This is a genomic window from Acinetobacter endophylla, assembly GCF_053543775.1.
The window spans coordinates 1-25,018 of sequence record NZ_JBLVOM010000247.1; the positions used below are offsets into that span (position 1 = coordinate 1).

Annotated in this window: 21 protein-coding genes; 6 read left to right on the forward strand and 15 right to left on the reverse strand. The window is 42.7% G+C overall.

Annotated features, from left to right (window positions below):
* From ACNPNW_RS12565 to ACNPNW_RS12595, 7 genes are all read right to left on the reverse strand, one after another.
* The coding region (locus ACNPNW_RS12565; protein WP_448767008.1) for an IS5-like element IS17 family transposase at positions 1–720 on the reverse strand (720 nt) is incomplete at its 3' end.
* Positions 721–1,160: 440 nt separating this feature from the next.
* Positions 1,161–1,448 carry a hypothetical protein gene (locus tag ACNPNW_RS12570; RefSeq protein ID WP_005103447.1) on the reverse strand — a complete coding sequence of 96 codons (288 nt, stop codon included), beginning with the start codon at positions 1,446–1,448 and terminating at the stop codon, positions 1,161–1,163.
* A gap of 158 nt (positions 1,449–1,606) precedes the next feature.
* Entirely contained in the window at positions 1,607–1,747 is a 141-nt protein-coding gene (locus tag ACNPNW_RS12575) for a hypothetical protein (RefSeq protein WP_004645377.1), read from the reverse strand.
* A 157-nt stretch (positions 1,748–1,904) separates the two neighbouring features.
* Positions 1,905–2,174, reverse strand: coding sequence for a hypothetical protein (locus tag ACNPNW_RS12580; RefSeq protein WP_448767009.1), 270 nt, complete (start codon positions 2,172–2,174; stop codon positions 1,905–1,907).
* A 308-nt stretch (positions 2,175–2,482) separates the two neighbouring features.
* Complete coding sequence (locus ACNPNW_RS12585) at positions 2,483–2,686, reverse strand: hypothetical protein (RefSeq protein WP_004278758.1); 204 nt, start codon at positions 2,684–2,686, stop codon at positions 2,483–2,485.
* A gap of 324 nt (positions 2,687–3,010) precedes the next feature.
* Positions 3,011–7,534, reverse strand: coding sequence for a translocation/assembly module TamB domain-containing protein (locus ACNPNW_RS12590; protein WP_448767010.1), 4,524 nt, complete (start codon positions 7,532–7,534; stop codon positions 3,011–3,013).
* 35 nt (positions 7,535–7,569) lie between these two features.
* A complete protein-coding gene (locus tag ACNPNW_RS12595; protein ID WP_448767011.1) occupies positions 7,570–10,326 on the reverse strand; it encodes an autotransporter assembly complex protein TamA in 2,757 nt (918 codons plus the stop codon).
* Between the two features lie 174 nt (positions 10,327–10,500).
* Here ACNPNW_RS12595 and ACNPNW_RS12600 point away from each other — a divergent pair, with 174 nt between their 5' ends.
* Entirely contained in the window at positions 10,501–11,820 is a 1,320-nt protein-coding gene (locus tag ACNPNW_RS12600; protein WP_005263241.1) for an MFS transporter, read from the forward strand.
* A gap of 3 nt (positions 11,821–11,823) precedes the next feature.
* Entirely contained in the window at positions 11,824–12,459 is a 636-nt protein-coding gene (gene coq7 / locus ACNPNW_RS12605) for a 2-polyprenyl-3-methyl-6-methoxy-1,4-benzoquinone monooxygenase (RefSeq protein WP_004278762.1), read from the forward strand.
* 146 nt (positions 12,460–12,605) lie between these two features.
* Here coq7 and ACNPNW_RS12610 read toward each other — a convergent pair whose 3' ends face one another.
* A complete protein-coding gene (locus tag ACNPNW_RS12610; protein ID WP_222112200.1) occupies positions 12,606–13,307 on the reverse strand; it encodes a DUF1003 domain-containing protein in 702 nt (233 codons plus the stop codon).
* A 282-nt stretch (positions 13,308–13,589) separates the two neighbouring features.
* Between ACNPNW_RS12610 and ACNPNW_RS12615 the strand changes: the two genes are divergently transcribed.
* Positions 13,590–14,291, forward strand: coding sequence for a VIT1/CCC1 transporter family protein (locus ACNPNW_RS12615; protein WP_004645386.1), 702 nt, complete (start codon positions 13,590–13,592; stop codon positions 14,289–14,291).
* 592 nt (positions 14,292–14,883) lie between these two features.
* Here the strand turns inward: ACNPNW_RS12615 and ACNPNW_RS12620 are convergent.
* The 4 genes from ACNPNW_RS12620 to ACNPNW_RS12635 form a co-directional block, all read right to left on the reverse strand.
* Positions 14,884–15,321, reverse strand: coding sequence for a 2-amino-4-hydroxy-6-hydroxymethyldihydropteridine diphosphokinase (locus ACNPNW_RS12620; RefSeq protein ID WP_222112201.1), 438 nt, complete (start codon positions 15,319–15,321; stop codon positions 14,884–14,886).
* On the reverse strand, positions 15,278–15,658 hold the full coding sequence (folB, locus tag ACNPNW_RS12625) for a dihydroneopterin aldolase (RefSeq protein WP_034439422.1): 381 nt from the start codon (positions 15,656–15,658) through the stop codon (positions 15,278–15,280). The genes ACNPNW_RS12620 and folB overlap by 44 nt, the downstream gene beginning before the upstream one ends.
* A gap of 129 nt (positions 15,659–15,787) precedes the next feature.
* Positions 15,788–17,086 (reverse strand): ABC1 kinase family protein, encoded by a 1,299-nt coding sequence (locus ACNPNW_RS12630; RefSeq protein ID WP_222112202.1) that lies wholly within the window; start codon positions 17,084–17,086, stop codon positions 15,788–15,790.
* Positions 17,087–17,144: 58 nt separating this feature from the next.
* Positions 17,145–17,915 carry a HesA/MoeB/ThiF family protein gene (locus tag ACNPNW_RS12635; RefSeq protein ID WP_222112424.1) on the reverse strand — a complete coding sequence of 257 codons (771 nt, stop codon included), beginning with the start codon at positions 17,913–17,915 and terminating at the stop codon, positions 17,145–17,147.
* A gap of 482 nt (positions 17,916–18,397) precedes the next feature.
* On the opposite strand from ACNPNW_RS12635, the gene ACNPNW_RS12640 reads away from it, so the two are divergent.
* Entirely contained in the window at positions 18,398–18,928 is a 531-nt protein-coding gene (locus tag ACNPNW_RS12640) for a pyridoxamine 5'-phosphate oxidase family protein (RefSeq protein WP_222112203.1), read from the forward strand.
* 268 nt (positions 18,929–19,196) lie between these two features.
* On the opposite strand, the gene ACNPNW_RS12645 is transcribed toward ACNPNW_RS12640, so the two are convergent.
* The 3 genes from ACNPNW_RS12645 to ACNPNW_RS12655 form a co-directional block, all read right to left on the reverse strand.
* Positions 19,197–20,843, reverse strand: a complete 1,647-nt coding sequence (locus ACNPNW_RS12645; RefSeq protein WP_448767012.1) for an AMP-binding protein — start codon at positions 20,841–20,843, stop codon at positions 19,197–19,199.
* 267 nt (positions 20,844–21,110) lie between these two features.
* Positions 21,111–22,247: an acyl-CoA dehydrogenase family protein gene (locus ACNPNW_RS12650; protein WP_216986124.1), complete on the reverse strand. Its 1,137-nt coding sequence runs from the start codon at positions 22,245–22,247 to the stop codon at positions 21,111–21,113.
* Between the two features lie 246 nt (positions 22,248–22,493).
* Positions 22,494–23,264, reverse strand: coding sequence for a 3-hydroxyacyl-CoA dehydrogenase (locus ACNPNW_RS12655; protein WP_312327785.1), 771 nt, complete (start codon positions 23,262–23,264; stop codon positions 22,494–22,496).
* Between the two features lie 138 nt (positions 23,265–23,402).
* Between ACNPNW_RS12655 and ACNPNW_RS12660 the strand changes: the two genes are divergently transcribed.
* Both ACNPNW_RS12660 and ACNPNW_RS12665 read left to right on the forward strand, forming a co-directional pair.
* Complete coding sequence (locus ACNPNW_RS12660; RefSeq protein ID WP_448767013.1) at positions 23,403–24,425, forward strand: AraC family transcriptional regulator; 1,023 nt, start codon at positions 23,403–23,405, stop codon at positions 24,423–24,425.
* A 227-nt stretch (positions 24,426–24,652) separates the two neighbouring features.
* The gene (locus ACNPNW_RS12665; protein WP_085064870.1) at positions 24,653–25,006 is read left to right on the forward strand and encodes a hypothetical protein; all 354 of its coding nucleotides are present in this window, start codon (positions 24,653–24,655) and stop codon (positions 25,004–25,006) included.
* Positions 25,007–25,018: the final 12 nt, after the last annotated feature.

Here is a 25,018-nt window from a genome sequence, read left to right on the forward strand (position 1 = left end):
TCGAAGTAATTCATTTCGCTCTAGCGAGCTACTCTTTGTATCTTTCCATGGTTTCGCATTTTTTCTAGGTGGAATCACCGCATGTGCTTGCCGATCTGCAATGACCTGACGGCATTGCTTGGTGTCATAAGCTCCATCGGTATAAACAGAGTCAATCTGCTCATCTTGTGGAATCTGATTAAGTAAATCACCAAGCACCTGTGAATCACTGACATTATTGGTTGTAAGCTGAACTGCTCGTATTTGCAGGGTTTTGGCATCTATACTAATATGAAGTTTACGCCATTGGCGACGATATTCAGCTCCATGTTTCTTGCGTTTCCATTCGCCCTCACCTAGAAACTTCATGCCTGTAGAGTCTACGAGTAGATGCAGCCCATCGCTACTTTTTTGGTAGCTGATTGCAATATCAATATGCTTTTGTCTTCTACAAAGCGTACTGTAATCTGGTGCGGTCCAATTTAATCCGCAAAGTTTAATCAGACTTTGCACAAAGCCAGTGACCATACGTAAAGATAGACGGAATAAGGATTTAATCATTAAGCAGCATTGGATGGCTGCGTCGGAGTAGGTTTGATTTCGCCCTTGTTTGCCTTTTGATGGAGCATACCATTGCGTAGCAGGATCAAACCAAATGGCAATATTTCCGCGACTCATGAGTGCTCGGTTATATGCGGGCCAATTGGTTGTGCGGTAGATTTTGTGTGTAGGCTTCTTCATTTGAAAATTATATCGCTGAAAAAGCCTTTACAGATAGGTTTGTGCAACAAAGCCCTTACTCTTTCAAATAAGCGGGCTAGTGCTGTAGTCATTTTCTTCGTATTATTTGCGTCTTCTTGTTTTCGCAAAATGACTATAGCACTGTGAATTTATCAATAAAGTATAGGGAGTATTAATAAACTGTTCTCTTACATTTGCTTTAAGTTACTTTTCGTTCAATAAGCTGTACATGTTAAAAAAGCCCACCTTTCGATGGGCCTTCCCCCTTTATCACTTTTGCGCTGATTCAGATATGTTGTCAAAGTGAGCAACGACTAGAGAATAAGCAAGCTATTGATAAAAATATATAAATACCCCATTAACATATAACAAAACTATAGTTTTATAAAAAATAACTATACTTATTGAAGTAATTGACGATTTTGACCTTCAAAGGCACTTTATAGCTGACTTAATTTGCTAGACATATAAGTTAAAAATAACGTCTTATCCTGAAAATTAGGCATTTCAAACACCCAAAAAATGTAATTTTTAGATCTCAATTTAAGTTTCACATTCACAGCCTTTACTTGAATTATTACATCCTCATGCTGCATTTCTGCGAATAATTCTAGAATCAAGGCAAAGAATCTGAGTTTGTTGACTGTGTTGTATTTTGTTGGTTTATATATTCTCAAGGCTTCAGAATATATAAGCTCGCACCATTCATTTCCATCTTCATCATCCATTAGCTCTCATTTAATTATTTAAAATAGATCACGAGGTAGGTTTATAACATGGTGGCTATAATTAAACTGCTTTTAATCTGAATATTAAAATTATAAATTTTTATAAAATAAAAAAGCCCATCATCCGATGGGCTTTTTTGGGAAATATCTCGTGAAGACTAAGCTGCAAATTCTTGCAGTACAAATCGTTTTACACTTTCATCAAAGTCAGGTTTTGAAAGAGCAAGCTTGCCATTTTTCATAGTTTTATAACAATAACTCGCTGCTACTCCCATACCAACCAAAGTCAACAACTTCATTGCTCACCTCTTTACTGGGAAGATTTGAATACAAAGTTATCATTCAAATTTGTAGTTTTCCAACTCAGTTTCGATTGTTTTCTGTACTACATGTTAATGAATGTATGAATAATAAATGAAAACCTACCGTATGATGCGTTTGCTTAAAGTCTTTCAACTAGTGGTTAATTTGCGTATCTATCCAGTTAAGGAAATTTTCCTTATTACTGAATTCTGGCATAGACCCAAAATTTATAGTTTCTTTAGCACCAAATTTTCCAGCGACAGTATTCGGTGCTTGAACTCTGAAATCCAGAGGATCACTTTCATGTAGAGTTCTAAAATATTCTACTGCTTTATCAAATTCACTTTTATCCTTAAAACCTGGTCGTTCCTTTAAAAAGTCATAAACTTGTTCTAGAGCTGGTAGATAATTATTTTTAGGCATTCTGTTTTCTCTAAAATGATGAGTTTTATGATGAAGACCTATTTTGAATGAATAATGATAAGAATATTCCCTTATTTCTTAGAGTTTATGTAAATCATGATGATTTGAGAGTTAAATCCAAATTCTGGAGTAAGCTGATAAAAAATGAGCATAAACATACACTCATTTTTACTACAGTTTCTAATGCATACTTAACTAAATGGCATTGCTCTAAAATAAAGTCTGTTTTATTAAACAAAGTGCAAATGTCAGCTGCTCTATCAGAAAAGATTACATGCGCTTTAAATACGTCACTTTAAGGTTCAAGCCTAGTTGACGCTATGAATATCAAGTTCATCATTGGTGGTCAATACAACAGAAGCCAAAATTGGTATGCCCAAAATGAAAGGTACAGCGAAAATCCATAGAACTACGGTTACATCCGGTTTAAAGAAAAATTGAATGGCTAATGCAGTCAAAATAAGTACAGAAAATAGAATCGCAGCAAAACGGATGATAAATTTAGTCGACATGCGAAGATGCTCTTATGCGTGAAATCGTATTTTCAATATACACCTATTTTTATTATGGTTTTATTGATTTTCAGTCTGTTCTTGCATGTTTTAATTGATTTTCTATATGTGATAACTGAATTATACGACGATCAGTTTTCTTCACCCTGAAGTCTCATCCTAAATTCTTTCTCTACTCGTGATTTCATTGTCGTATATATAGAGAGATTGAATTCAGACATTAACGCTTCTGCTGATCCATAAATCAATCTACTGTATGACCAATAAAATTTGTGTACTATCTCAAATTAAAAAAGCCCTAAAATTAGGGCTTTTTTAATGAGATTAGAATCGCCAATTATAGAACAAGTCAATCGCACGTTCTAAAGACTGACTCGCTTCCAGATACAGACGCTGATTTACCTGATAACGTAAAGTCAGCTTATTCACTGGTGTGAATACCCCGACCCCATAGCGCAGATATAAATCAGGCGTAATATAACCGGTCACAGAAACCTGGGTATCATCTCCTGTACCTTGGGCATCCAGAGCTAGACCAGTTAAGCCAAAACTGCGCCCGATCTGGTTGGTCAGTGCGCGGGTGCTACCCAAGCCCAAACTAATCCCCGCAGCAGCGATCGTATTATTCACATCGGATCTAAATCCTTCAGCCTGGCTTAAACCAGATACACCCTCATTAACACGACCGGTAATCAAGGCATTTAAGGCTTCCTGTTCTGACAGGCCCGCATCATTATAAATCTGAATACTTGGACTCGATGCAGTCCCTGTTACCCGTACCCCGACTGTACTACCCTGAACCGATTTATTGGCATCAATGTCCAGTGTCGGATTGGTAAGTTCACCATTAAAACGCGCGATAGCACGATTCAAGTCCAGACTTTGGCCATAGGCTTCGATTTTCACCCGCTGTGATACCCCGATTGCACCATTGGCACGCATTGCAGTTTCCAGACCACGCTGTGACAGATTGACTCGACCCAAGAGTGGAATACGACTGTCAAAGCCCTGGAAAATCACCTGATTGCCTAAAGAAACAGCAACATCTGCCCGGATATCCCAAGGACGTGCAGACTTCAAGATCGCCAGCTGATCATCACCTTCATGTACGACACGTACATCTGAAGATAAACCGACTACAGGTTCTGAGGCTTCAGGCATTGAAATCAGCGCACGCGGTACATCGACTGTGCCACTCAGACTCAGTTTTTTATTAAATGGATACATGTCCAGAGTCAAATCAGGTGTCACTACAGCGGTAATTAATGGGGCCTGACGAATCAGCAGATTGTCCCCTTGCAGTTTTAACTGCACCCGCGGATCACCTTTCCATTCCACAGAACCGGTTAATTTGCCCACACCACGGCCACTGTTAAATGCGCCATTGATGCTGGCCGAATTCTGACGTATGGATGAATAGAGCTGTACATTGGTCAAATTCACCGGTAGGGAGATCATGCTGATTGAAGCATCTTTGACACGAACCTCACCTTCAAGCAAAGGATCCGTTAAAGTTCCGCTAATTTTTCCGGCATAAGATAAAATCCCGTCCAGATTACGGATGTCCTGAATAAATGGCTTAAAGACTTTGAGCCGTACCTGGTTAAAGGCAATTTCGCCACGCATCGGTTTACTGTCACGGTATGGATCAATGATGACATTGGCATAGCCGGTTCCGATATCCGGGGTTTTAACGTCCAGCCGAATTTGCAAGCCATCTGCCACGCTTTTTGCCACCAGACCGACTTCATCATATTTCAGTGTAGAACCCAAATAATCTGGATCTTCGGAAGATAAGCCCACCACACCATTACGCGTCACCAGACGCGCGTCGATTTTAGGTTTGGCGCCTTGTGCCCAAGCAGCCTTGGCATAACCATTGACTTTACCCGTCAACGCCAATCCATCAGGCAGGAATGCACTGAAATCTTCCAGATCAAGGTTTTGGGTAACAAAAGAGGCACTGCCACGGGTTTTATTAACCCGAATCGGCTGATCAAAACATAGCTGACTTTGCTGACTCATCCAGCAATGAGCACCGATGAACAGATCCGATTGAGCACTGTTATAAATCACGGCTGCATTCTGACGCTGTACCAGACGGGCACGTAAAGAGTCGAAATCACCTCTTTGAATTTGACCCAGCCAGTTATTCTGGGCATTAAAACCGCCGGCAAGCTGCACAAAGAATTCGGACAGGCGGTTTTCGGCCTGCACTTTGAGAATGTGTGCAGCACGGGTACCGGCCAGTGAGATCTCACCACGTACAATCTCGCGTGAACCGCTACGCAGACGATCCATGGTTGCAGTCAATAAGGTTGGTGTGCTTTGCGATGTCGGCAACTGGCCGCGAACACGAACTTTCTGCACGCTAAACAAGTTTTTAAAGGCAAAATTATCAATAGACAGGTTAGCCGAAGCCTGTAAGCGAGGCTGTGCCTGCATATTGATATAGCCCTGCGCCCGACCTCTTAAGCCTGGATACAGCTCAAACAGCGCCGGTGCATTGACTTTGAGTTGCAGATTCTGCGCATTACCAGTCGCCTGAATCTGGTTGCTGGCATAAGACAGGAACAGGTTATTGGCTTCAAACTGCTCTGGGACAAAACCGCGCTGATTTGAGTTAATAATGACCGATAAATTCCCTTTACCACGTACCGGTTTATTATTCAGCATACCAGCCAGATTCAAGCGTTGAATCTGAATGCGTTTTAGCGCATCTGACCACACACCTTTGGTCTGAACATTGCCTGACAATTCGCCTTTCAGTTTGGCATTAAAATATTGCGGCTTAAAACGGATTAAGGATGCATTAATGTCCCAACCAATCCCATTCGCCAGGTTGACCAGACCGCTAGCATTAATCTTGCCAGCCACACCATCATGACGGAATTCATTGATCTTCAACATGTCCGGGGTACCTGAAACGCGCAGTTTTAGCAGACCCTGACTGGCTTTAAGCTGGCTGGCATTTAAAGCACCATCATAATTAATCGCATACCCTCTAAAACCGCCGCCCGCTTTTTCATTATGGAATAACAAGGCAATGGTACTGTTACCGGTCAAACGTACAGTTTCATTCTGCTCTGCCAGTCGCCCAGTCAGGTCGACACTGTTCAGTTTAATAATCTGCTGATTCGGTTGCGCATAACCATTGGCTTTAACCTGACCATTCAAACGATCTACCGGTGAAGCTGCGGCAATACTTTGGGTATTTAAATTTTTAGCATTTAATATCGCGGTCCATTTTAACTGACGTTTTTCCTGTGGCAGTTCAATCCGTGCATTACCGCTTAAGCTGCCTGCCTGTGCATTGGCGCTGTAATTAAAGCTCGGGACATTCAGGATATTCTTGTTCAGATTGAGTTTGGCCTGATACATGCCTGCAGGTAAAAGACCCTCTTCATGCTGCTCAACTTTGGTCGCCACATGAATATTCTGCTGACCTTCGACCAATGCCAATTTGACATCGCCAGACTCACTACTGAGCCAGCCCACATAAGGTACGGCGCGATCAATATTTTTCCAGGCAACATCCAGCAGCATCGGTTGTATTTTATTGGCCTTGACCGGATTTTGATCCAGCTTCAGATTCCAGCTTTCATAGCGGTCAAAATCAACCAGTCCGGTAAGGTGCAGGCCATTTTCCAGGTTACCCGCAGAAGCGATATTGGCATCCAGACTTGGCGGCAAGAAATCTTGTACGACTTGCGGAATGCGCTCATGTTTAGGATCAATCCCATTCAAACGCCCAGCCAAATCCCAGCTGACCCGGTCTTTCCAGCCCACTGTCCCGGCAAGGCTGACTGCGCCTTTCATCAACTGACCATTCAGATCGGTAATATTCAGCTGATTGACCAGATCGGTATACATCACCGCACTATACTGACCTTGCGGAATATTTTCCCCAATCAGGTCAGTCTGGACATTCAGATCTAGACGTTGGATATCACCATTGAACTCGGCAATGCCGTCTTTGGTAAACAGTTTCTGTTCGGCCAGAATAGGCCAGTGATAATCCTTGAACTTCAACTCGCCGCGCATCGGTACCTGAGGGCGCATAGGATGTACAATAACCCAACCGGTTAATAAATCAGGCGTATTGGTCGCTACGCCAGCCTGAATCGTGTCCAGTGTTCCACGTGCCCTCACCTGAATATCATGAATATTCAAGCTATCTCTTAAGGAAGGCAGATTGACGATGCCCGTAGCATCTAGAGGGTATTTACCTTCAAACTGCATTTTACCCGTGGCTTCACGTACTGACAGATAGCCCATATCCATCCGGGAATCTTCAAAATTTAATTCGGTGCCAGACCAGAGCGCCTCATTTAATTCAATATTATAGAAATCAACTGCATTGGTCTGGGTTTTAATGACCAAATGATCCAGCAGTAAATGATCAACGCGCAAGATAAAAGGCAAACGGATAGCATTAAACTTGAACGGTTCGCCCGTTGATGGTTGCTTGTTAATAATTTGCAGATTGAGGACATCGGCTTCAGTCAGATGAATTTCTTTTTTGACAATCGCGCGCCAGCCCAGCTTAACATCAGCACGATCAATTTTGACATCGACTGGTTTCAGGCTGACCAGCACATTTTTAAGAATAATCCCGCGCCATAAATTACCGCCCTCATATTCATATTGAATAATTTTCTGGCGTTCCAGCACCTGATCCAGCAGGAATTTACTGCCCTGATTGGTCGAAAATAGTAAAGCCAGCACAGACAGCAGAAAAATCAGCGAAAAAAGCACCGACAATAGGATGCTTCTGAATATACGGCGCTTTTTCGGCACAACGCTATCTTGTGGTTCTTGTTCTGGCTGTGGTTGGTTCTCGACCATGATCTACTCAAATAACTATTTTTTAAAATGATGTTTTATAACTGCGACCCAATAAAGAAATGTAAACGAATCGGATAATTGTCATCAGACAGTCCAGTCGCTACATCTATACGTATAGGCCCAATCGGTGAAGCCCAACGTACACCCACACCCGCGCCATATTCGGTCGGATTATTGAATTCTTTATTATAGGCATTTCCGGCATCTGCAAAGACCGCAGCACGCCAGCCTTCCTTGAACTGATAATTATATTCTAATGAAGCCACGCCTAAAGCCTGACCACCTACTTTAAAGCCCTCAATTTCCGGAGAAAGGCTCTTGTAGTCAAAACCACGGATACTCTGGTCACCACCGGTGAAATATCTAAGGTTATACGGTACCTTGGCAAAATCTTCAGTGAAAATATAGCCTGCATCGGCACGACCCACAAACTGATGATCTGCATTTTCACCCAGCGAATAGATAAAACGCCAGCCCGCATTCACAATGGCCATATCTGCATCAGAGAGTAAAGCCTCGCTGCCCAGTTCAATCTTATAGGTCTGTTTAAAACCCTTGGTTGGGTTGACCCGACGATCGCTCTCGGTACGTGAAACTTCATAACCGACTAATAGCGATTGCTGTTCATCTTCGGTATTAAAGCGAAAAGCTTCTGGAATCTGGTTAAAGTCGACAGAACCATCCTGCTTCAAGCGATCCAGACGATAACGTGCGCCGAAAGTACGTTGCCAGCTACCACGTGGATTCTTGATAATCCGGTCTGCACCTAAGACTGCAGATTCAATCAAAAGGCCTTCACCCTGTGCGACACCTTCACGCTCTTCACGCTCATACCCCCCCACAATACTGACATAGTCATTCAGCGGATGGTGATAGGGAATATTATAACGTCCATCAATCGACTGACGGATGCCTGATAACTCGATGTTGGCATCAAATGAATGTCCGCGCTTGTTCACAATGGCACGGCGATATTGACCACGTAAACGGATATCGGTATCTGTGCCATAACCCAGACCCACTTCAGCACTGTTTAAACGGTCTGCATTTAAAGTCACAATCACTGGAATCTTTTTCTCTTCCCGTGCCTGTACTTTTAAACGGTCCTGTTCATTCTCTTTGGTTTGCTGCTCAACCCGCAAAGTTCTTAAATTTGCACTTTCCTGATCGCGGCTACCGGCAAACTGGTCTTCATCTACGACATTCTGGGTCACTTCCTGAGAAGAGGATACCGAGCGAGCTGGTTGCATCGTAGCAGCCTGATCTTCACTCCGTTTCTGTTCTTCAATCAGGCTTTGAATATCGGGTGCCAGTTCCAGCTCTTTATCAAGCGGATCAGGGCGAATCGCATCCACCAGGGTATAGTTAAAATAACGTGAGTTGGTCAGGTTGTTGGCCAGACTATTGACTCGCCAGAAGGTATAATCTGCACCCTCTTTCCAGGTGACTAGGCTTTCCAGTACGTCTCGGTTCAGCGGAAATTCCTTTTCAGGATCGCTCATTCTGAACTCGACATTGCCTAATTTATAACGTTCACCCGTTTCAAAACGCAGGTTCACATCGGCGGTATTTTGTGGCTGAGCAATCTTTACATCATGCAGACGCCAGAATGAATCAAAATAACCATTGTTATTGGCTGCTGTGGTAATGCGTGTCTTGGTTTTTTCATAATTACCATGATTGAAAATATCGCCTTCTTCCTGTTCAGGTAAAAGACTGATGACCTGGAATTGTGGCTGTTCGGCGCCCTCTCCAGTAAATTCAATATTTTGAGTACTGATCAAGACAGGCTCATTCGGGTTCACAAAAACTCGAACCCGGCTGTCAGAGATTTTTTCAAACCTGAACTGGGCATTATAATAACCCACTGCCTGCGCTGCCTGTCTGGACAAGGTGCGTAATTGCGGCAAAGCCGAATTAAAGTCGCCAAAAGACTCTTGGGTAAAACTGGATAATTTGGCTTTGACATTATTTCTTAAATTCAGATGGCCTTCAGGCACCTCTTTACCATTCAGCATACCTTTGCTTTGTGCAACACCTTGCCCATTTATGATCACCACATCTGCACTAATGCGAGGAACTCTTGCGGTCATGATCTGTCGTGGAGGACGGATTTTATAAAATAGCCGTTTGAACAGATTCGGACGTTTATCATCCTCAGCAACCAGTGGCCCTTGCACTTCTGGCAAGGTCAATCCGGCTTCATTATTTTTTACAATAATCTGGCTGTCTGCCTGAATCGATTGCATCAACTGATCGACATTCACCGGCGCCTGATTGATTTCCAGCAGTTCTTGCTGGCTGACATCAGCCACCACCGTTTCGCTGGTCTGAGTATTGCGATAGTTTTGTGCTTCCTGTTTGGCTTGCTCGGCTACCTGGTAAATTTCATTGGCCATGTTCTGGTCAATGGTCTGCATAGGCAGATCTTCCAGATCATCAAATTCGATCGGCGTAAATTCACCCAGACCAGATCCTGCATTTTGCTGTTGTTCCAGCATCAACATACTGTCGACTGGTACTTCCGGCTCCAAGGCTTCTTCAATTTTTTCTTTCGCTTCCGTTTCGGACGTAGCCACACCCTGACGAATCGCTTCTTTGGATAGCTCGTCTACCATTTCTGCCTGAGAAATGGCCACAGGTGTTTCGGGCTGTTCGGTTTGTGCCATGCTCTGATGGGATAACATCATAAAAAAGATGCTCATACACAGCTGCATACCACTATGCTGTGGTATGAGAGGCCCCATACTGCGATTTAGCATCGTTTTTTTAAAATTTTTCTTTGCAGGCATAGCAAACTCTAAACGAATACATTCTTTAATTGATTATTTGACCGAAAAATATAAGCTAAGGAGCTTAATTAATTGGTTTTTACCTTTACATGGCTGAAAGTATCTTACATGATTTTTCTCAATGTTTACGCATAACTGACATTTCTTAATAAAACTTAATGTAGCACGGCCTATATGAACAAAAATGAACATTTGTTAGCTTCTCGGCGCTTTTTACCGATGTTTCTGACGCAGTTTTTTGGTGCATTAAACGATAATGTATTTAAACAGGCGTTACTGCTGGTCATCACTTATGGATGGATTCAACAGCAATCGGCCAACATCAGCACTTTAAATAATCTGGCGGCTTTACTGTTTATCTTGCCGTATTTTATTTTTTCAGCCACTGCCGGTCAGATTGCCGACAAATACGAACGTTCACAGCTAATTCGCTATCTTAAGCTTCTGGAAATTGCCATTATGTTGCTGGGAACTGTCGGTTTTCTCATGGGTAATTTATGGATTCTGTTATTTGCCCTGTTCCTGATGGGCACCCATTCCACTTTCTTTGGCCCGATTAAATATGCCATTTTACCTGAAGTGCTGAAACCAAATGAACTGATGTCCGGCAATGCCCTGTTTCAGTCCGGAACTTCTCTGGCAATCCTGTTCGGTATGATTCTAGGCGGCGCAGTTATTGCAGCTTCTGCCGGCAACTTGATCTGGATCAGTTTAACCGTCATCAGCATCGCCTTGATTGGTTATATATCCAGTCGCTATATCCTGAAACAAAGTATTCCCGCGCCTGAGCTGCAAGTTGACTGGAATTTCTTCCGCACCAGCTTGCAGACCTTGAAATATGCCAAAAGCTTACCTCTGATTTTTACCATTTTACTGGGCAACTCATGGTACTGGTTTTATGGTGCAACCTATCTGACCCAGATTCCTCAGCTGACATTACAAAATCTGCATGCATCTGAAAATGTCGCCAGTCTGCTCTTAACCTTTTTTTCTGTCGGAATTGGTCTGGGTTCATACTTATGCCGTAAAATTGGTGGCAGCCAGGTCAATATCAAGATGGTGCCTTTTGGCGCGATCGGTCTGGTGATCTTTGCCCTGTATCTGGCCGCGAGTCTGGCCTTTGTTCCGGAGCGTACAGGTGCATTAATCGGCTTGGCAGATGTCTTTCAGCAAGGCTGGAGCTATTATCATGTGATGCTGGCCGTCACCTTACTTGGAATTAGCGGCGGTTTTTATATTGTACCGCTGTATGCCATGATGCAGGCGCATTCTCCCCGCTCACATCGTGCGCGTGTGGTTGCAGCAAATAACATTCTGAATGCCGTTTTCATGGTATCTTCTGCTATATTCTCGATTATTATTTTAAGTGTTTTAGAGCTTGATCTTAAAATACTTTTTTGTATTACCGCAGTATTAAGCGGCCTGTTTACTCTCTGGCTACTTTACCGGCTGAAACCAATGATCAAAACTGCAAAAGCGCCCTTGGAGGATTAATTCATGCGTCAATATACAGGTCTCGATAAACTGATTCACTCTTTTGACCAGGCATTACGCAGTCTAGTCCCGGGCACGACTTCGGCCCAACGTGAAAATCCGGCCCAACCGGTAGAAACACAGTTAACCGTCAGTGATGCACGTCATGTGGCAGGTTTAATGCGGGTCAATCATAGTGGTGAGGTTTGCGCACAGGCGCTGTACCATGGTCAGGCGATGACGGCGAAACTCCCGAATGTACGTCGCGAAATGGAACAGGCAGCGATTGAAGAACAGGATCATCTGGCTTGGTGTGAAAACCGCTTAAAAGAACTGGATAGCCATACCAGTCTGCTCAATCCGGTCTGGTACGGTCTTTCCTTCGGTATGGGTGCAATTGCCGGAATCGCAGGCGATAAATACAGTCTGGGTTTTGTGGCTGAAACAGAACGTCAGGTCAGCATGCATTTACAGCATCATCTTAGCCAGTTGCCACCGCAGGATGAACGTTCTCGTCGTATTCTAGAACAGATGAATGAAGATGAACTGCATCATCGGGATACAGCGTTAAATGCTGGCGGTGTAGATCTACCCGTTCCAGTTAAGATCGCCATGACAGGCATTTCCAAGTTGATGACCAAAACCAGTTATTTTATTTAAATCCCACTATTTTAATTTTAGCCCACTCATTTGTGGGCTTTTTAATACATCTAAAATCCTCACTGGTATCTATCAGCTCAAGGGATATCGTTATCTTATTGCTTATAAGTTCTATAAAATAATAGAGATTCCCCCACAGCATCCTTTTAATCTTTTTTGCTCATTTCAGAAAGCAGGTCCAGCTGGATTTCCTGAATTTGCGCCAACCGTTCCCATTGATGCAGCAACAGATGATCTAATTTTTCATGCAAATGCTGAATTTCCAGTTCGGCTTTTAAGTTGATCTGATAATCATTTTGCGAACGTAAGCGGTCTTTGGCTTCCTGTCTGTTCTGGCTCATCATAATAATAGGTGCCTGAATCGCCGCGAGACAGGACAGAATTAAATTCAACAGAATAAATGGATAAGGATCGGCAGGTTGTGTCACCATCACCACAGTATTTATCGTAATCCACAGCCCCAAGAAGATTGCAAAACAAATCAAAAAAGTCCAGCTTCCACCAAAAGTTGCAATTTTATCGGCGAGCCTTTCTCCCAAGGTCCACTTTTGCTCTAAGGTCGTTTCCACATTTTTAGTGATCAGTTCATGCTGATGCATGCTATGAATCACTTCGAACTCAAGGTCAGCCACTTCACCCTTTTCCGAACTTAATAATGAATGTACATACTGTATACGGTACCGGGTTAAATCTGCCTGGCAAATATAATCTTGCGGTGTCCAGCCTGGAATATCCCTGGCAATCTCTTCGGTAATGACTTTTCTGACTGTTCCCATCGGGGTGAGATTTTTCAGAAGAAAGTGCTTGCCGCATACCAAGCATTTATGGCTTTCATGTTTTTCTTTCATGATAATTCTCTTTTTAAACCGGCTCACTCAGCTATTATTTTGTTCGATATATTTGATTTGCTTTAATCATTTTTACCATTCGTAAATCAATTATGTATCAAGTGCGTCTGATTTCTTGAACTTATGAATCTCACTTCGATTTTATCTTGGATTGATAAAAGGCTAAGCCAAGCGCACGATGATCAGATCATTCAAGATAATTTTCAGATCGATTCAATCCTACTATCTATACATGACTTAAATTTACTATAATCATGATGATAATAAAAAAGGGGCTTCATTGTGCGCCATTCATACCATCTTGAAAAACATTATATCGAACGCGCGGGTTGGCTTCGTGCAGCTGTACTGGGGGCAAATGACGGAATTATTTCGGTCACCAGTCTGGTGGTGGGTATTGCAGCCAGTGGAGCATCCACAGAAATTTTATTGGTGACCTGTGTTGCCGGCTTAATCTCTGGCGCTGCCTCGATGGCGGCCGGTGAATATATTTCAGTTAAATCCCAGCAAGACATTGAAACCAATGATCTACTCATGGAAGAGCGCGAACTCCAGCGCCATCCCACCCATGAGTTAAATGAGCTCAAAACAATTTATATACAGCGTGGGTTGGAACCTGCTTTGGCACAACAGGTCGCTGAACAGCTGACCAACCATAATGCCTTGGATGCCCATGCTCGGGACGAAATTGGTATTTCAGCACATACCTCTGCCCAACCTTTTCTCGCTGCATTTTCTTCCGCCATGGCCTTTACGGTAGGTTCATTATTCCCTTTAATTTCAATCATGATTTTACCGGAACACTATCTGGATAAAGGCGTCATGCTGATTGGCGTTTTAAGTTTGGGGATGATGGGTGCACTGGCAAGCTATGCCGGTGGAGTAAGTGTCTGGAGAGGTGCTGTTCGGGTGATGCTCTGGGGAATTATCGCCATGTTATTCAGTGCATGGATCGGATCATTATTTAATGTGTCTGTTGCCTAAATATGTGTTTATTTTTTAGCTAGACAAAGAATAGGATTGAGCGGCTCTTGTATTAACATCACTGAAAAATGTTTTTTCAAAAACTAGCCGCTCTAACAAAACTTGAGTTTAATTAATATATGTTCGGTTTTAATTTAGATATTTAAAACCTAAGATCTATGCATGAGAGGTATTGTTATGGAAACTACGATCATTCTTGCCATCTTGGCGATCATTATCGTATTGCTGATCATTTTTTATAACAAGAAAAAGTGAAATAGCGATGATGCATTTTTACTGCTTTGAGGGTTTTTACTGATCTTAAAATAAATTCCAGAGCTTTAAATCAATCAAATATTAATTTCCTGTCGGAAAACCATGAAATCCCCATTGGATCACATAAAGAATCCCAAGGATTAAAATCACCGAAACCAAGATTTCTAATATTTTCATTTTTAAATGAGCTCTATACTTAAGCACCTCATCTTATCTGAATTTTTCTTTTCATCTAAAACAAAAAATTGAATCATAAAAAAGCCTGATCTTGTTTGATCAGGTTGGTTAATCATTCTTACTGGATAAAATTTATGAGCAAAAAATTAGGTGATTTGATTTAAATCAGCTGTTCAACTGTTGGGAAGCTATGTGATCCATGTTCGAACATGGCATCATGCCAGATATCAAACATGGGCACTTTCACATCCAAAGCCAAAGGCAATTTTTTTTCATTAAACTGCATATGTTGAAGATCGGATCCCCAGGCAATCAAATCAACATCCAAAGTAATCTGATGTGATGGACGTACTCGCCCTGATGCCTGTTCCAGCTGTTTGAGCAGCTCAATCAGGTCTTCACTAGACACCGAACTTCGCAATAAACACGCTGCATTCCAGTAATCTGCGCCGATGCCATCACGGCAAGGAATCATATAAATGGGAGAAAACTGAACTTCTCCCCATTCAGAAATACGTTGCTGTGCAGCTTGAAAGTGTTGCTGAGGATGACAATTACTCGCTAATGCTAGGGCGAAAATCGTTTCGGTGGCGTTCAAGACGTATCCCTACAGAATTGGCTTGCGCGATAATGGCAGGCTTACGGATCGTAATATTAATCGATTCAATTGCTGTAAAGGTAGTAAAAAGTGCATTCAGCACTAACTTTGCTGCATGTTCAATCAATTCAGGCTTGGCCTCTTGAATGACTTTGCTGGAAATCTCACAAATTTCTGCATAATTCAGCGTATCTGCAAGTGCATCTGAGTTTGATGCCTGTTCTAAATCGGTTTGAATGGTCAAATCCAGCATTAAAGGCTGAATAATTTGACGCTCCCAGTTAAAGCAGCCCACGACTGTCTCAACCTTTAAACCTTCAATAATAATGGCGTCCATTGGATTGCTCGAGAATTTAGTACTAACCAAATCCCTCTCAAGCTCCTTTACAAAGGGAGGAGCTTTTAAAGTCCCCCTTTTAAAAGGGGGATTTAGGGGGATTTTTCCAAGTCTAGATAGGGTTTAAGATTAATGCTTTAACAGCAGATTCGGATCTATGCTTTGCACCATTTGCAAACGCTGATCGGCATAGATATCGGTATACGGTGCAAGAATTCGCATGAAACGGTCGAAATACAACATTTGCTTGAATAGCAAGGCAAAGTCGCGCGGGAAGCGGATCCCGTGACGTTCACCCACAGCCACCATATCCATCATGATATCGTTCAAGTCAGCAGGATTTGATGTTAACAATTCCTGCGGATCTGCCATCAACACGCCACTGAATAAACGTTCCAGATCAGCAGCCAAGACTTTGGTATCAATCTGCACAGCGGTCATGCCCATTTTCAGCATGTTTTGCGCCATTAGCTCATAATTGGTATGTTGCAATGAATCCATGAATGCCATACATGCCGTCCATACTTCAGGCTTGAGCTGACCAACAATACCGAAATCAATAAAACCGACACGGCCATCTTCGAGTAGCATCAGGTTACCGGCATGCAGATCGGCATGGAAGCTGTTACACATCATCAAGCTGCCAAACCAGGTATTCATCGCAGTGATAAGTACTTGAGATGGATCTTTGGATACCTTTTTAACCACTTCAAAATCTGTCAAAGGCACACCGTATAAACGCTGCATGGTGAGCACACGACGGGTCGAATATTGATGATAAACCTTAGGTGCAGTCGCTGCCTGATTGTTGGTGATATTCAGGTAATTGACGAAATCATCCAGATTCTGTGCTTCTTCGATAAAATCGACTTCACGCACCATACGGGTTTTGATTTCTTCGACAATGTCAGCCAGTGAAGCAAACTTAACTTTCGGTACTGCTTTTTCCAGTAACTTGGTTGCCCAATGTAGGACGTTCAAGTCAGTGTACAAAATGGTCTCTACGCCCGGTTTTTGTACTTTAATCACGACATCTTCGCCAGACACCAGTTTGGCTGCATGCACCTGTGCAATAGATGCAGAAGCTAACGGCGTTTCATCAATCGATGCAAAGATTTCATCCAGATTGCGTCCTGCAAATTCAGAAGCCAACACTTGCTGGATATAGCTAAACGGTAAGCGTGGTGTCTGATCCAGACAGCCCTGAAATTCTTCAACGTATTCACGTGGAAACAGCGACGGTGTGCTGGCAATAAACTGACCCAGCTTGATATAAGTTGAACCTAAGGATTCAAAAGTTTCACGCATCAGTTTGGCATTGCTCGGCTTTTCAGTGGCATATTTAAAGCCCGCCTTTGCCGCAACGACTGCTGTTTCTCCCATACGGGCAACTGAACGTATTCCATCTAACCAGATATTGTTTTTCATAATGTCTTAGGAAAAATTAATTAAATGCAGTGTAGCAAAAAAAATTCACTTTGCAGGCTTATCTTGCCTGACAGATTGGGCAATCTGTATCTTTTTCGAAAGCGAGAATCCGCTGTTTAAAGCTCAGCCCATCCCATAACAACAGCTTTTGTCGAAGTGGCGTCTGGCCCAATCCCAGATATAACAAGGCATGATGTGCCTGCAAGCTGGCCATCACATTCGGTGTGGTGGCCAGTACACCGGAGTTTGCACAGCGTAGACTTTCATCAGCCTGGTTTTCGGGTGGAAACAGACAGGCATAACAGGCGGAATCCCCTTCGACCATAAACAACTGGCCTTGCAAGCCAATTGCCGAGGCACTCAACAAGGGCACATTCTGTTCAATGCAAATCTGGTTGACCAGATAACGTGTGGCAAACTGGTCGCAGCCATCCAATACCAGATCCTGATGTTCGATCAGGTGCGCTGCATTCTCAGCCGTTAAGGCCTGATTCACATATTCAACCTGTACGTTCGGGTTAATCTGGCCCAGCCTTTTGGCGAGAGTTTCTGCCTTATAAAATCCAATATCCTGCGGCATAAATGCCAGTTGTCGCTGCAAATTACTCATCTCGATGGTATCCGGATCGATCAGGGTAATTTTCCCCACGCCTGCGCGTGCCAGAAGTTCTGCCAGTGCACAGCCTATCCCGCCACAACCAATAATGCAGACATTAGAAAATTTTAACCGTTCTTGAGCGTCAATATCCCAGCCATCCAGAAGAATCTGACGGCTATACAGATGCAGTTCAGCATCGGTGAGTTCGAATTCTGGGGATATGGTATCCATGTTAAATGTAGACAACGTCTTTCCTTGTTTCGAAAATTTTTAACAATGATCGTAAAATTAGCTTTACTGAAGTTTCTAAAGGCTGATAAATCTCTGGAATATCAATCTCACATTCAATTCACAGCACATCAATAAATGGTTCGGCAATCGTTGAGGCAAATAGCATATCAGCTAAACGTTCGGTATCAAGATGCAGCCGCTATGGCTTGGCAAGATTTTTTGAATCACCTCAATTAAACGGTTCCGGCAAACAGCTCTTTCTCATTTATACAAGGTGTCAAACCTGAAGTTTTTAAAATCTTTGCTATTGAATTACCCTGTAAATAGAACTGCCTTGTTTAGCAATTCTGTAGTCTCTGCCTGTATTTGAGTATGAAAATGTATGAGTTCAGTGAGACCTAAGGCATCTGTCTCTAAATATGATTAATCTGAAAATACCAAGCAATCTTTTCAGCTTTCATAAAATCGTATGGAGAACATACATGACCGAGCATAACAATACTCAACATGATAATCGTGAAAAATTATGGGAATTGATCAAGGATGTTCGTTACACCATGATCAGCCATTTAACTGACACACATGAAATACACTCCCAGCCGATGACCATGCTGAACTCCGAGCAGATGAATGAACGCCAAAACTTATATTTCATCCTGCGTAATACCAATGATCTGGTCAAAGCAGCAGAAACAGGCCGTGGTCAGATTGGTCTGTCTTTTGCAAAACCATCAGATGGTATTTACGTGTCGATTAGTGCACATGCCCAGATCAGTACTGACCGCATTCTGATTGAACAGTTGTGGAATCCGTGGGCTGAAAACTGGTTTGAAGGCAAAGATGATCCTACCGTACGGGTATTGATTGCTGAAGCAATCAGCGCAGAATATTGGAATGTGACAGACAACAAAGTCACCCAGCTTTTTAAAGCCTTAAAAGGCGGCGTAACTGGTGAAGCGGGCGAACCGCATGCAGAACATCAAAAAGTGAATCTACAAGGTAATATCTGGTAATGAATGAGATTTAGCCTCTTGAAATTAAGAGGCTAATTTTTTGATATATTTAATTTTAAATATCAATGTAATTCCACTGTAATGACATAAAAAATTATAATTTTTGCTTGCCTTAATCTGCTCTCTTAAAAATATAAGCTTGGGAAAATCAGCTCAATATCTGACTAAAATTTAAGTAGAAGATTTATTTCCTAAAAAACCAAAAGGCTGCCATGGCAACCTTTTAGCATTCAATCAAAAAACTAATTTGAGAAACTAACTAACTAAATTAACTGACTCGCTTCATCTCTTGGACTTTGGCTATTTCCTGCTGTTTGAGTAAATTGCGCTGAATTTTGCCGCTCGATGTTTTAGGCAAAGCTTCTACAAACTCAATCTCTTTCGGATAGGCATGTTTGGATAAGCGTGAACGTACATAACTTTGCAGTTTCAACATTAAATCTTCAGTAGCAGGATAAGCCGATTTAAGCACTACAAAGGCTTTCACAATTTCTGTTCGTTCTGGATCTGGCTTTCCAACGACTGCGGATTCAAGCACTTCCTCACATTCAAGCAAGGTACTTTCTACATCAAAAGGCCCAACCCGATAGCCCGAGGTTGTAATGACATCGTCTGCACGCCCAATAAAATCAATACCGCCATATTCATTCAGCTTCACGGTATCACCAGTGAGATAATACTGCCCGACAAATGACTTGCGGTTATGCCCTGCATAGCCTTCAAACCACATCAAAGGTGAAGCTGAACAGTCGATAGCAAGTGTTCCAATACCGCCTTTTTCTACTTCCTGATGTTCTTTGTTCAATACAGCAAAACGATGCCCAGGAATGGCAAAACCAGCTGAACCGACTTTTTTATAATGCTCCAGGCCATGATGATTGGCGATCACCATACCCAGTTCAGTCTGTCCATATTGATCGTAAACATTCACATTTAAATCATGATTGAACCACTGAATTACTTCAGGCGTGAGCGGCTCACCCGCACTGCTTACCACGCGTAAATGCGAACTGATGCCTGCATCAAATTTTTCTTTAAAGCCAAAGAACATGCGAAATGCGGTTGGCGAACCGGTCAAGTTACTGACCTGATATTTTTGAATGATTTGTACGGCATTATCGACACTAAAGCCACGTTCATCCATGATGATGCTGTGCCCTAAACTGAGCGGCCCTGCAATGCCATAATACAGTCCATACGCCCAGCCCGGATCTGCCAGATTCCAGAAGGAATCTTCATCTCGCAGATCTACAGCGTGCAGCATATAACCCTTAAAGGCCAACAAGGCTTTTAAAGGCACAGGAACCGATTTCGCCAAGCCTGTGGTGCCTGAAGTAAACATCATCAGGAAGACATCATTAAACTGGCAATTTACCGGTTCAAACTCTTCCGGTTGTTGCTGTAAGGCTGTCCAGAAATCCGCATCTTGATAATTATTTGTCGCTGTTTGATGCACAGTCAGAATATTAGGAATATTGAAATCATGGAGTTTCAGTCGTTGTTCTTCATCAGTAACGATCAACTGGGTGCCAGCGGTACTGATGCGATGTTCAATGGCTTTACTTTCAAAAGCGGTAAATAAAGGTTGGTAAATGGCACCGATACGCCAGGTGGCCAATATGGTAATTAAGAGTGCTGGCGTTCTTGGCAGTAAGCCTGCAATACAATCACCGGCCTTTAAACCCAGAGAATGCATATAATTGGCCAGCTGTCCTGAAGCCATAGCCAGCTGTTCAAAGGTCCACTGCTCTGCGTCTCCGTTTTTGCCTTCCCAGATCAGTGCAGTTCGGTTTTGACCCAAGTAGCGACCACAGCATTCGGTATACGCATTGATGTTCTCTGCGTTTCCAACCAGATGTTCCTGAACCATATTTTCAAAATTAAAATCAGTATATGCCTGCTCTAGTGCCTTCATGACGACAACCTCTTTCCTATTGTAGTTTTCAGGCGACCTTGCCTGAGTTTATCCATTTGTATTTGTTGTTCCTGCTGATTCCCTCAGCATACTTTCTCAAATCTGCATTCATGCCCTAGGGCTAGAACATGAATAAGGCTTATTTTTCGATTATTCGTACTGTATGTCTTTAGATCATCATGTTCAGTTGAATCCTGCAATTTCCATATCCATCAACGTAAGTGCCAGATTTGAACATCAATCAAAGTCTGTTTTTTAAATTAAAAATCAGCGCTGACATACTTCACGTGCAATCACCAGACGTTGAATATCCGATGCACCTTCATAAATCTGGCTCACTCGTACATCACGATAGATACGTTCAACCGGAAAATCCGACACATAGCCATAGCCACCATGAATCTGAATCGCATCTGAACAGACTCGCTCTGCGATAGTTGAAGCAAACAATTTGGCCATAGAAGCTTCTTTTAAGCATGGCTGGCCAGCATCTTTTAAGGTTGCAGCATGCAAGACGAGCTGACGTGCGGCTTCAATTTGTGTCGCCATATCTGCAAGCCTGAATGCCACAGCCTGATGCTGCACAATTTCTACGCCAAAGGCTTTGCGATCATTGGCATATTCCACTGCAGCATCTAGCGCAGCCCGGGCCATACCGACAGATTGTGCTGCAATGCCGATCCGCCCCGATTCAAGGTTCGACAAGGCAATCTTATAGCCTTCTCCTTCCTGCCCCAACAAGTTGGCAGCAGGAATCCGGCAGTTATCCAGAACGATGGTCGCGGTATCGGAACAATGCTGACCCATTTTCTCTTCCAGACTGGACACGATATAACCCGGTGCATCGGTCGGCACCAGAAAGCATGAAATACCTTTTTTCCCTGCCGATTTATCAGTCACAGCAAAGACTAGTGCAATCTGTGCGTGTTTACCTGTCGTGATAAACTGCTTGGTGCCATTTAACACCCATTCATCACCATCACGTTCGGCTTTACACTCCAGCGAACTGGCATCCGAACCGGCCTGAGGTTCTGTCAAGCAGAAACAGCCGAGCCATTCACCTGTTGCCAGCTTGGTTAAATACTGTTGTTTTTGTTCCTCTGTGCCATAACGCTGGGTAATGCCACAAGGTAAAGAATTCTGCACACTGACAATCGTCGATATTGCACCATCACCTGCGGCGATCTCCTCTAGTGCCAAGACCAGTGACACATAATCCAGACCTGCGCCGCCCCATTCTTCAGCCACTGTCATACCCAATGCGCCAAGCTCACCGAGTTCTTTAAGTTCTTGTGCAGGGAATTGTGCAGTTTTGTCGCGTAAGGCCGCTGTCGGTTTCAGTTTCTGCTGCGAATAATTTCGCATCATGTCCTGAATCATTTTTTGTTCATCATTTAAAATCATTGAACTTCCCTTTCTATATCTATTTATTTACTTCAAGCTTTTTACTATTGAGATCGTTGGCACGTCGGATAAGGCGGCATGGATGTCGCCTGCGAAACTGAGATACAGGGATGTATCTTCAGTTTCGCAAAGGATTTTTGTTTCTTTTGATCCTTCAAAAGAAAATGCATGCTTAAGCAAATTCATTTAAATTCAATGAGAAATTGGTAGCTGTGCAAATCATCATGTCCTATATAAATCGAAAACTTATTTAGGCTGCATACGGATTGCGCCATCCAAACGAATGACCTCACCATTCAAATAACTATTTTCAAAAATATGTCCCACCAGATGGGCAAATTCCTGTGGTTTTGCCAGACGTGGTGGAAACGGCACCATTTGTCCTAAAGCATCCTGGACATTTTGTGGCATGCCTTTTAGCATCGGAGTTTCCATAATGCCCGGCGCGATGGTCATGACACGGATCGCTTCACGGGCCAGTTCACGTGCCAGAGGTAAAGTCATTGCGACTACTGCACCTTTAGAAGCCGCATAGGCAGTTTGACCAATTTGACCGTCATAAGCGGCAACTGAAGCAGTATTCACAATCACGCCACGTTCTTCTTCACCCGATTGCAACTCATATTTTGCAATTAAAGCCGCCGCATGACGCAACATATTAAAAGTACCATTTACATTAATATTGAGCACTTTTTGAAACATGGCTAATTCATGGATGCCGTTACGACCCAATACTTTGGCAGACGGTGCAATCCCGGCACAGTTGATCAAGCCATTCAGTTGACCATACGTGCTTTCAACATGAGCGAAGAAACTTTCAATGGCTTGTTCATCGGTAACATCGAGCTGTACAAACTCAGACTGTGCACCCAGTTGCTGCTGTAGTACTTCACCCTGCTCCTGATTCATATCGACCAGAATCACTTTGGCACCGTGTTCAACCAGATGAGTCGCTGTGGCTGCACCCAAACCTGAGGCACCACCGGTGATCACAATAACTTTTCCCTGAATGTTCATGTTTATTTCCTAGCGATTTTTCTATTTCAGATACGACTTAATATGCAGAGTAAACAGAGTTTTTATTCTGTACAATTTCCAAATATTGCATCTTGCATGATGTATTTGGACAATGAAAACAAGGATGTCAGACTGAATATGCATAAGCCTGCACTGGAATATAGCAAAGGCACCATCTCGATTGACCTGGTGAACGAAGCATTGCTGGATGCCAAACGGCTGCAATTTGATATCCCTGCCATTTTGAAAAAAGCCAATATCCCAGCAGAAGTATTAAATGCTCCCAAGGCACGCGTGTCGGTCAGCCAATTTGCCCAATTATGGACTGTGCTTGCAGACAGCATGAATGACGAATTTTTTGGCATGGACAGCCATGCCATGCGTCGTGGCAGTTTTAAATTGCTTTCGAAAATGGTTATGCAGGCAGATACACTGGAAAAAGCGCTGCAAAACATTCTGCAATTTCTCAACTTGGTTTTGGACGACCTGCAAAGCACGCTCATGGTTGAGGAACACTATGCCTATATCGTGATTTATGATTTAAAAGCAACCAAACGCATGTTTAGTTATGCGACGTATCTGATGCTGATTCATACCCTGATCTGCTGGTTAAGTGGACAACGAATTTTACTCAATCAGATTCAACTCAAATGCGCAGCACCCCTAGATGATTTTGATTACAAAGTTCGGTTCTGTGAACAGATTGAATATCAGGCCAGCGAAAACTATGTGCAATTTGATGCAAGCTATCTGCAACTACCGATTAAACAGGATGCTCAGTCTTGGTATCAGTTTATTCAGCAAACCCCACAAAATTTATTAGTACGTTTTAAAAACCCCTATGCCTTGAGCACCCAAATTCGCCGACAATTGCTACAGGTTTCACCAGCAGAATGGCTGGAACTGAATGAATTGGCCTTAAAAATGAATATGTCTGAAGCCACCATGCAACGGCGTTTAAAAAGCGAAGGTGTCAGCTATCAGCAATTAAAAAATGAGATACGCCGGGATACCGCCATTGAATTACTGACCCGTACTGAACAAAGTTTACAAGAGATTAGTGATCAGCTTAACTTCCAGGAATCCAGTGCATTTCATCGTGCATTCAAAAAGTGGACTGGCGTCAGTCCAGGGACTTATCGACAAAATAATATTAGATAATTTATATAAACTTAGACTTCAAAAATATTACCGAAAAATACTTGGATTATAAGCATATATTTTTATTATGATTATATATTTCAAGCCCCAAAACATATATTAGCAGGACTACACAGTCACCCGGAAAGCTTTGCAATTTACCCGAGAATAGATTATTTTTCACTCAATTTATAGCACTTTGCTATTGGCTGTATTCTCCATTTTCCTTTCGTGTTGAAGGTATCTCCATGTTAAAGATGACTGATGTGCTTGGGCAAAATCTTGTCCAAAACTTCTCTAAAGCTTTATTTTCTTCGACTGATCTGATCACAGAACAGTTGAATCAAGGGATTTTAAATGCATCGGATGCAGAACTGAAAGATGCAATTCTGCACTTCTTTAATCAGGTAGATGCTGTGGAAGCGGCTCAGGCCCTTGAAATTCCGGCAGAACGTATCAATGAATTACAACAAGGTATTGCCTTGAAAGATGAAAAATCTCTGGCAGACACTTTGAAAGTTGTAGCGCTTTGTCTGGCAATGGAAACTGGCAGTTTGGATCAGGTAGAAGTCTATAACTGTCTACAAGACTATCCAATGTAATTATTTTTAAAA

Coding starts and splice junctions, on each gene's coding strand:
- ACNPNW_RS12570 (WP_005103447.1), bottom strand. CDS start 1,448: ATGGATGATGAAGATGGAAATGAATGGTGCGAGCTTATATATTCTGAA.
- ACNPNW_RS12575 (WP_004645377.1), bottom strand. CDS start 1,747: ATGAAGTTGTTGACTTTGGTTGGTATGGGAGTAGCAGCGAGTTATTGT.
- ACNPNW_RS12580 (WP_448767009.1), bottom strand. CDS start 2,174: ATGCCTAAAAATAATTATCTACCAGCTCTAGAACAAGTTTATGACTTT.
- ACNPNW_RS12585 (WP_004278758.1), bottom strand. CDS start 2,686: ATGTCGACTAAATTTATCATCCGTTTTGCTGCGATTCTATTTTCTGTA.
- ACNPNW_RS12590 (WP_448767010.1), bottom strand. CDS start 7,534: ATGGTCGAGAACCAACCACAGCCAGAACAAGAACCACAAGATAGCGTT.
- ACNPNW_RS12595 (WP_448767011.1), bottom strand. CDS start 10,326: ATGCCTGCAAAGAAAAATTTTAAAAAAACGATGCTAAATCGCAGTATG.
- ACNPNW_RS12600 (WP_005263241.1), top strand. CDS start 10,501: ATGAACAAAAATGAACATTTGTTAGCTTCTCGGCGCTTTTTACCGATG.
- coq7 (WP_004278762.1), top strand. CDS start 11,824: ATGCGTCAATATACAGGTCTCGATAAACTGATTCACTCTTTTGACCAG.
- ACNPNW_RS12610 (WP_222112200.1), bottom strand. CDS start 13,307: ATGAAAGAAAAACATGAAAGCCATAAATGCTTGGTATGCGGCAAGCAC.
- folB (WP_034439422.1), bottom strand. CDS start 15,658: ATGGACGCCATTATTATTGAAGGTTTAAAGGTTGAGACAGTCGTGGGC.
- ACNPNW_RS12630 (WP_222112202.1), bottom strand. CDS start 17,086: ATGAAAAACAATATCTGGTTAGATGGAATACGTTCAGTTGCCCGTATG.
- ACNPNW_RS12635 (WP_222112424.1), bottom strand. CDS start 17,915: ATGGATACCATATCCCCAGAATTCGAACTCACCGATGCTGAACTGCAT.
- ACNPNW_RS12640 (WP_222112203.1), top strand. CDS start 18,398: ATGACCGAGCATAACAATACTCAACATGATAATCGTGAAAAATTATGG.
- ACNPNW_RS12645 (WP_448767012.1), bottom strand. CDS start 20,843: ATGAAGGCACTAGAGCAGGCATATACTGATTTTAATTTTGAAAATATG.
- ACNPNW_RS12650 (WP_216986124.1), bottom strand. CDS start 22,247: ATGATTTTAAATGATGAACAAAAAATGATTCAGGACATGATGCGAAAT.
- ACNPNW_RS12655 (WP_312327785.1), bottom strand. CDS start 23,264: ATGAACATTCAGGGAAAAGTTATTGTGATCACCGGTGGTGCCTCAGGT.
- ACNPNW_RS12660 (WP_448767013.1), top strand. CDS start 23,403: ATGCATAAGCCTGCACTGGAATATAGCAAAGGCACCATCTCGATTGAC.
- ACNPNW_RS12665 (WP_085064870.1), top strand. CDS start 24,653: ATGTTAAAGATGACTGATGTGCTTGGGCAAAATCTTGTCCAAAACTTC.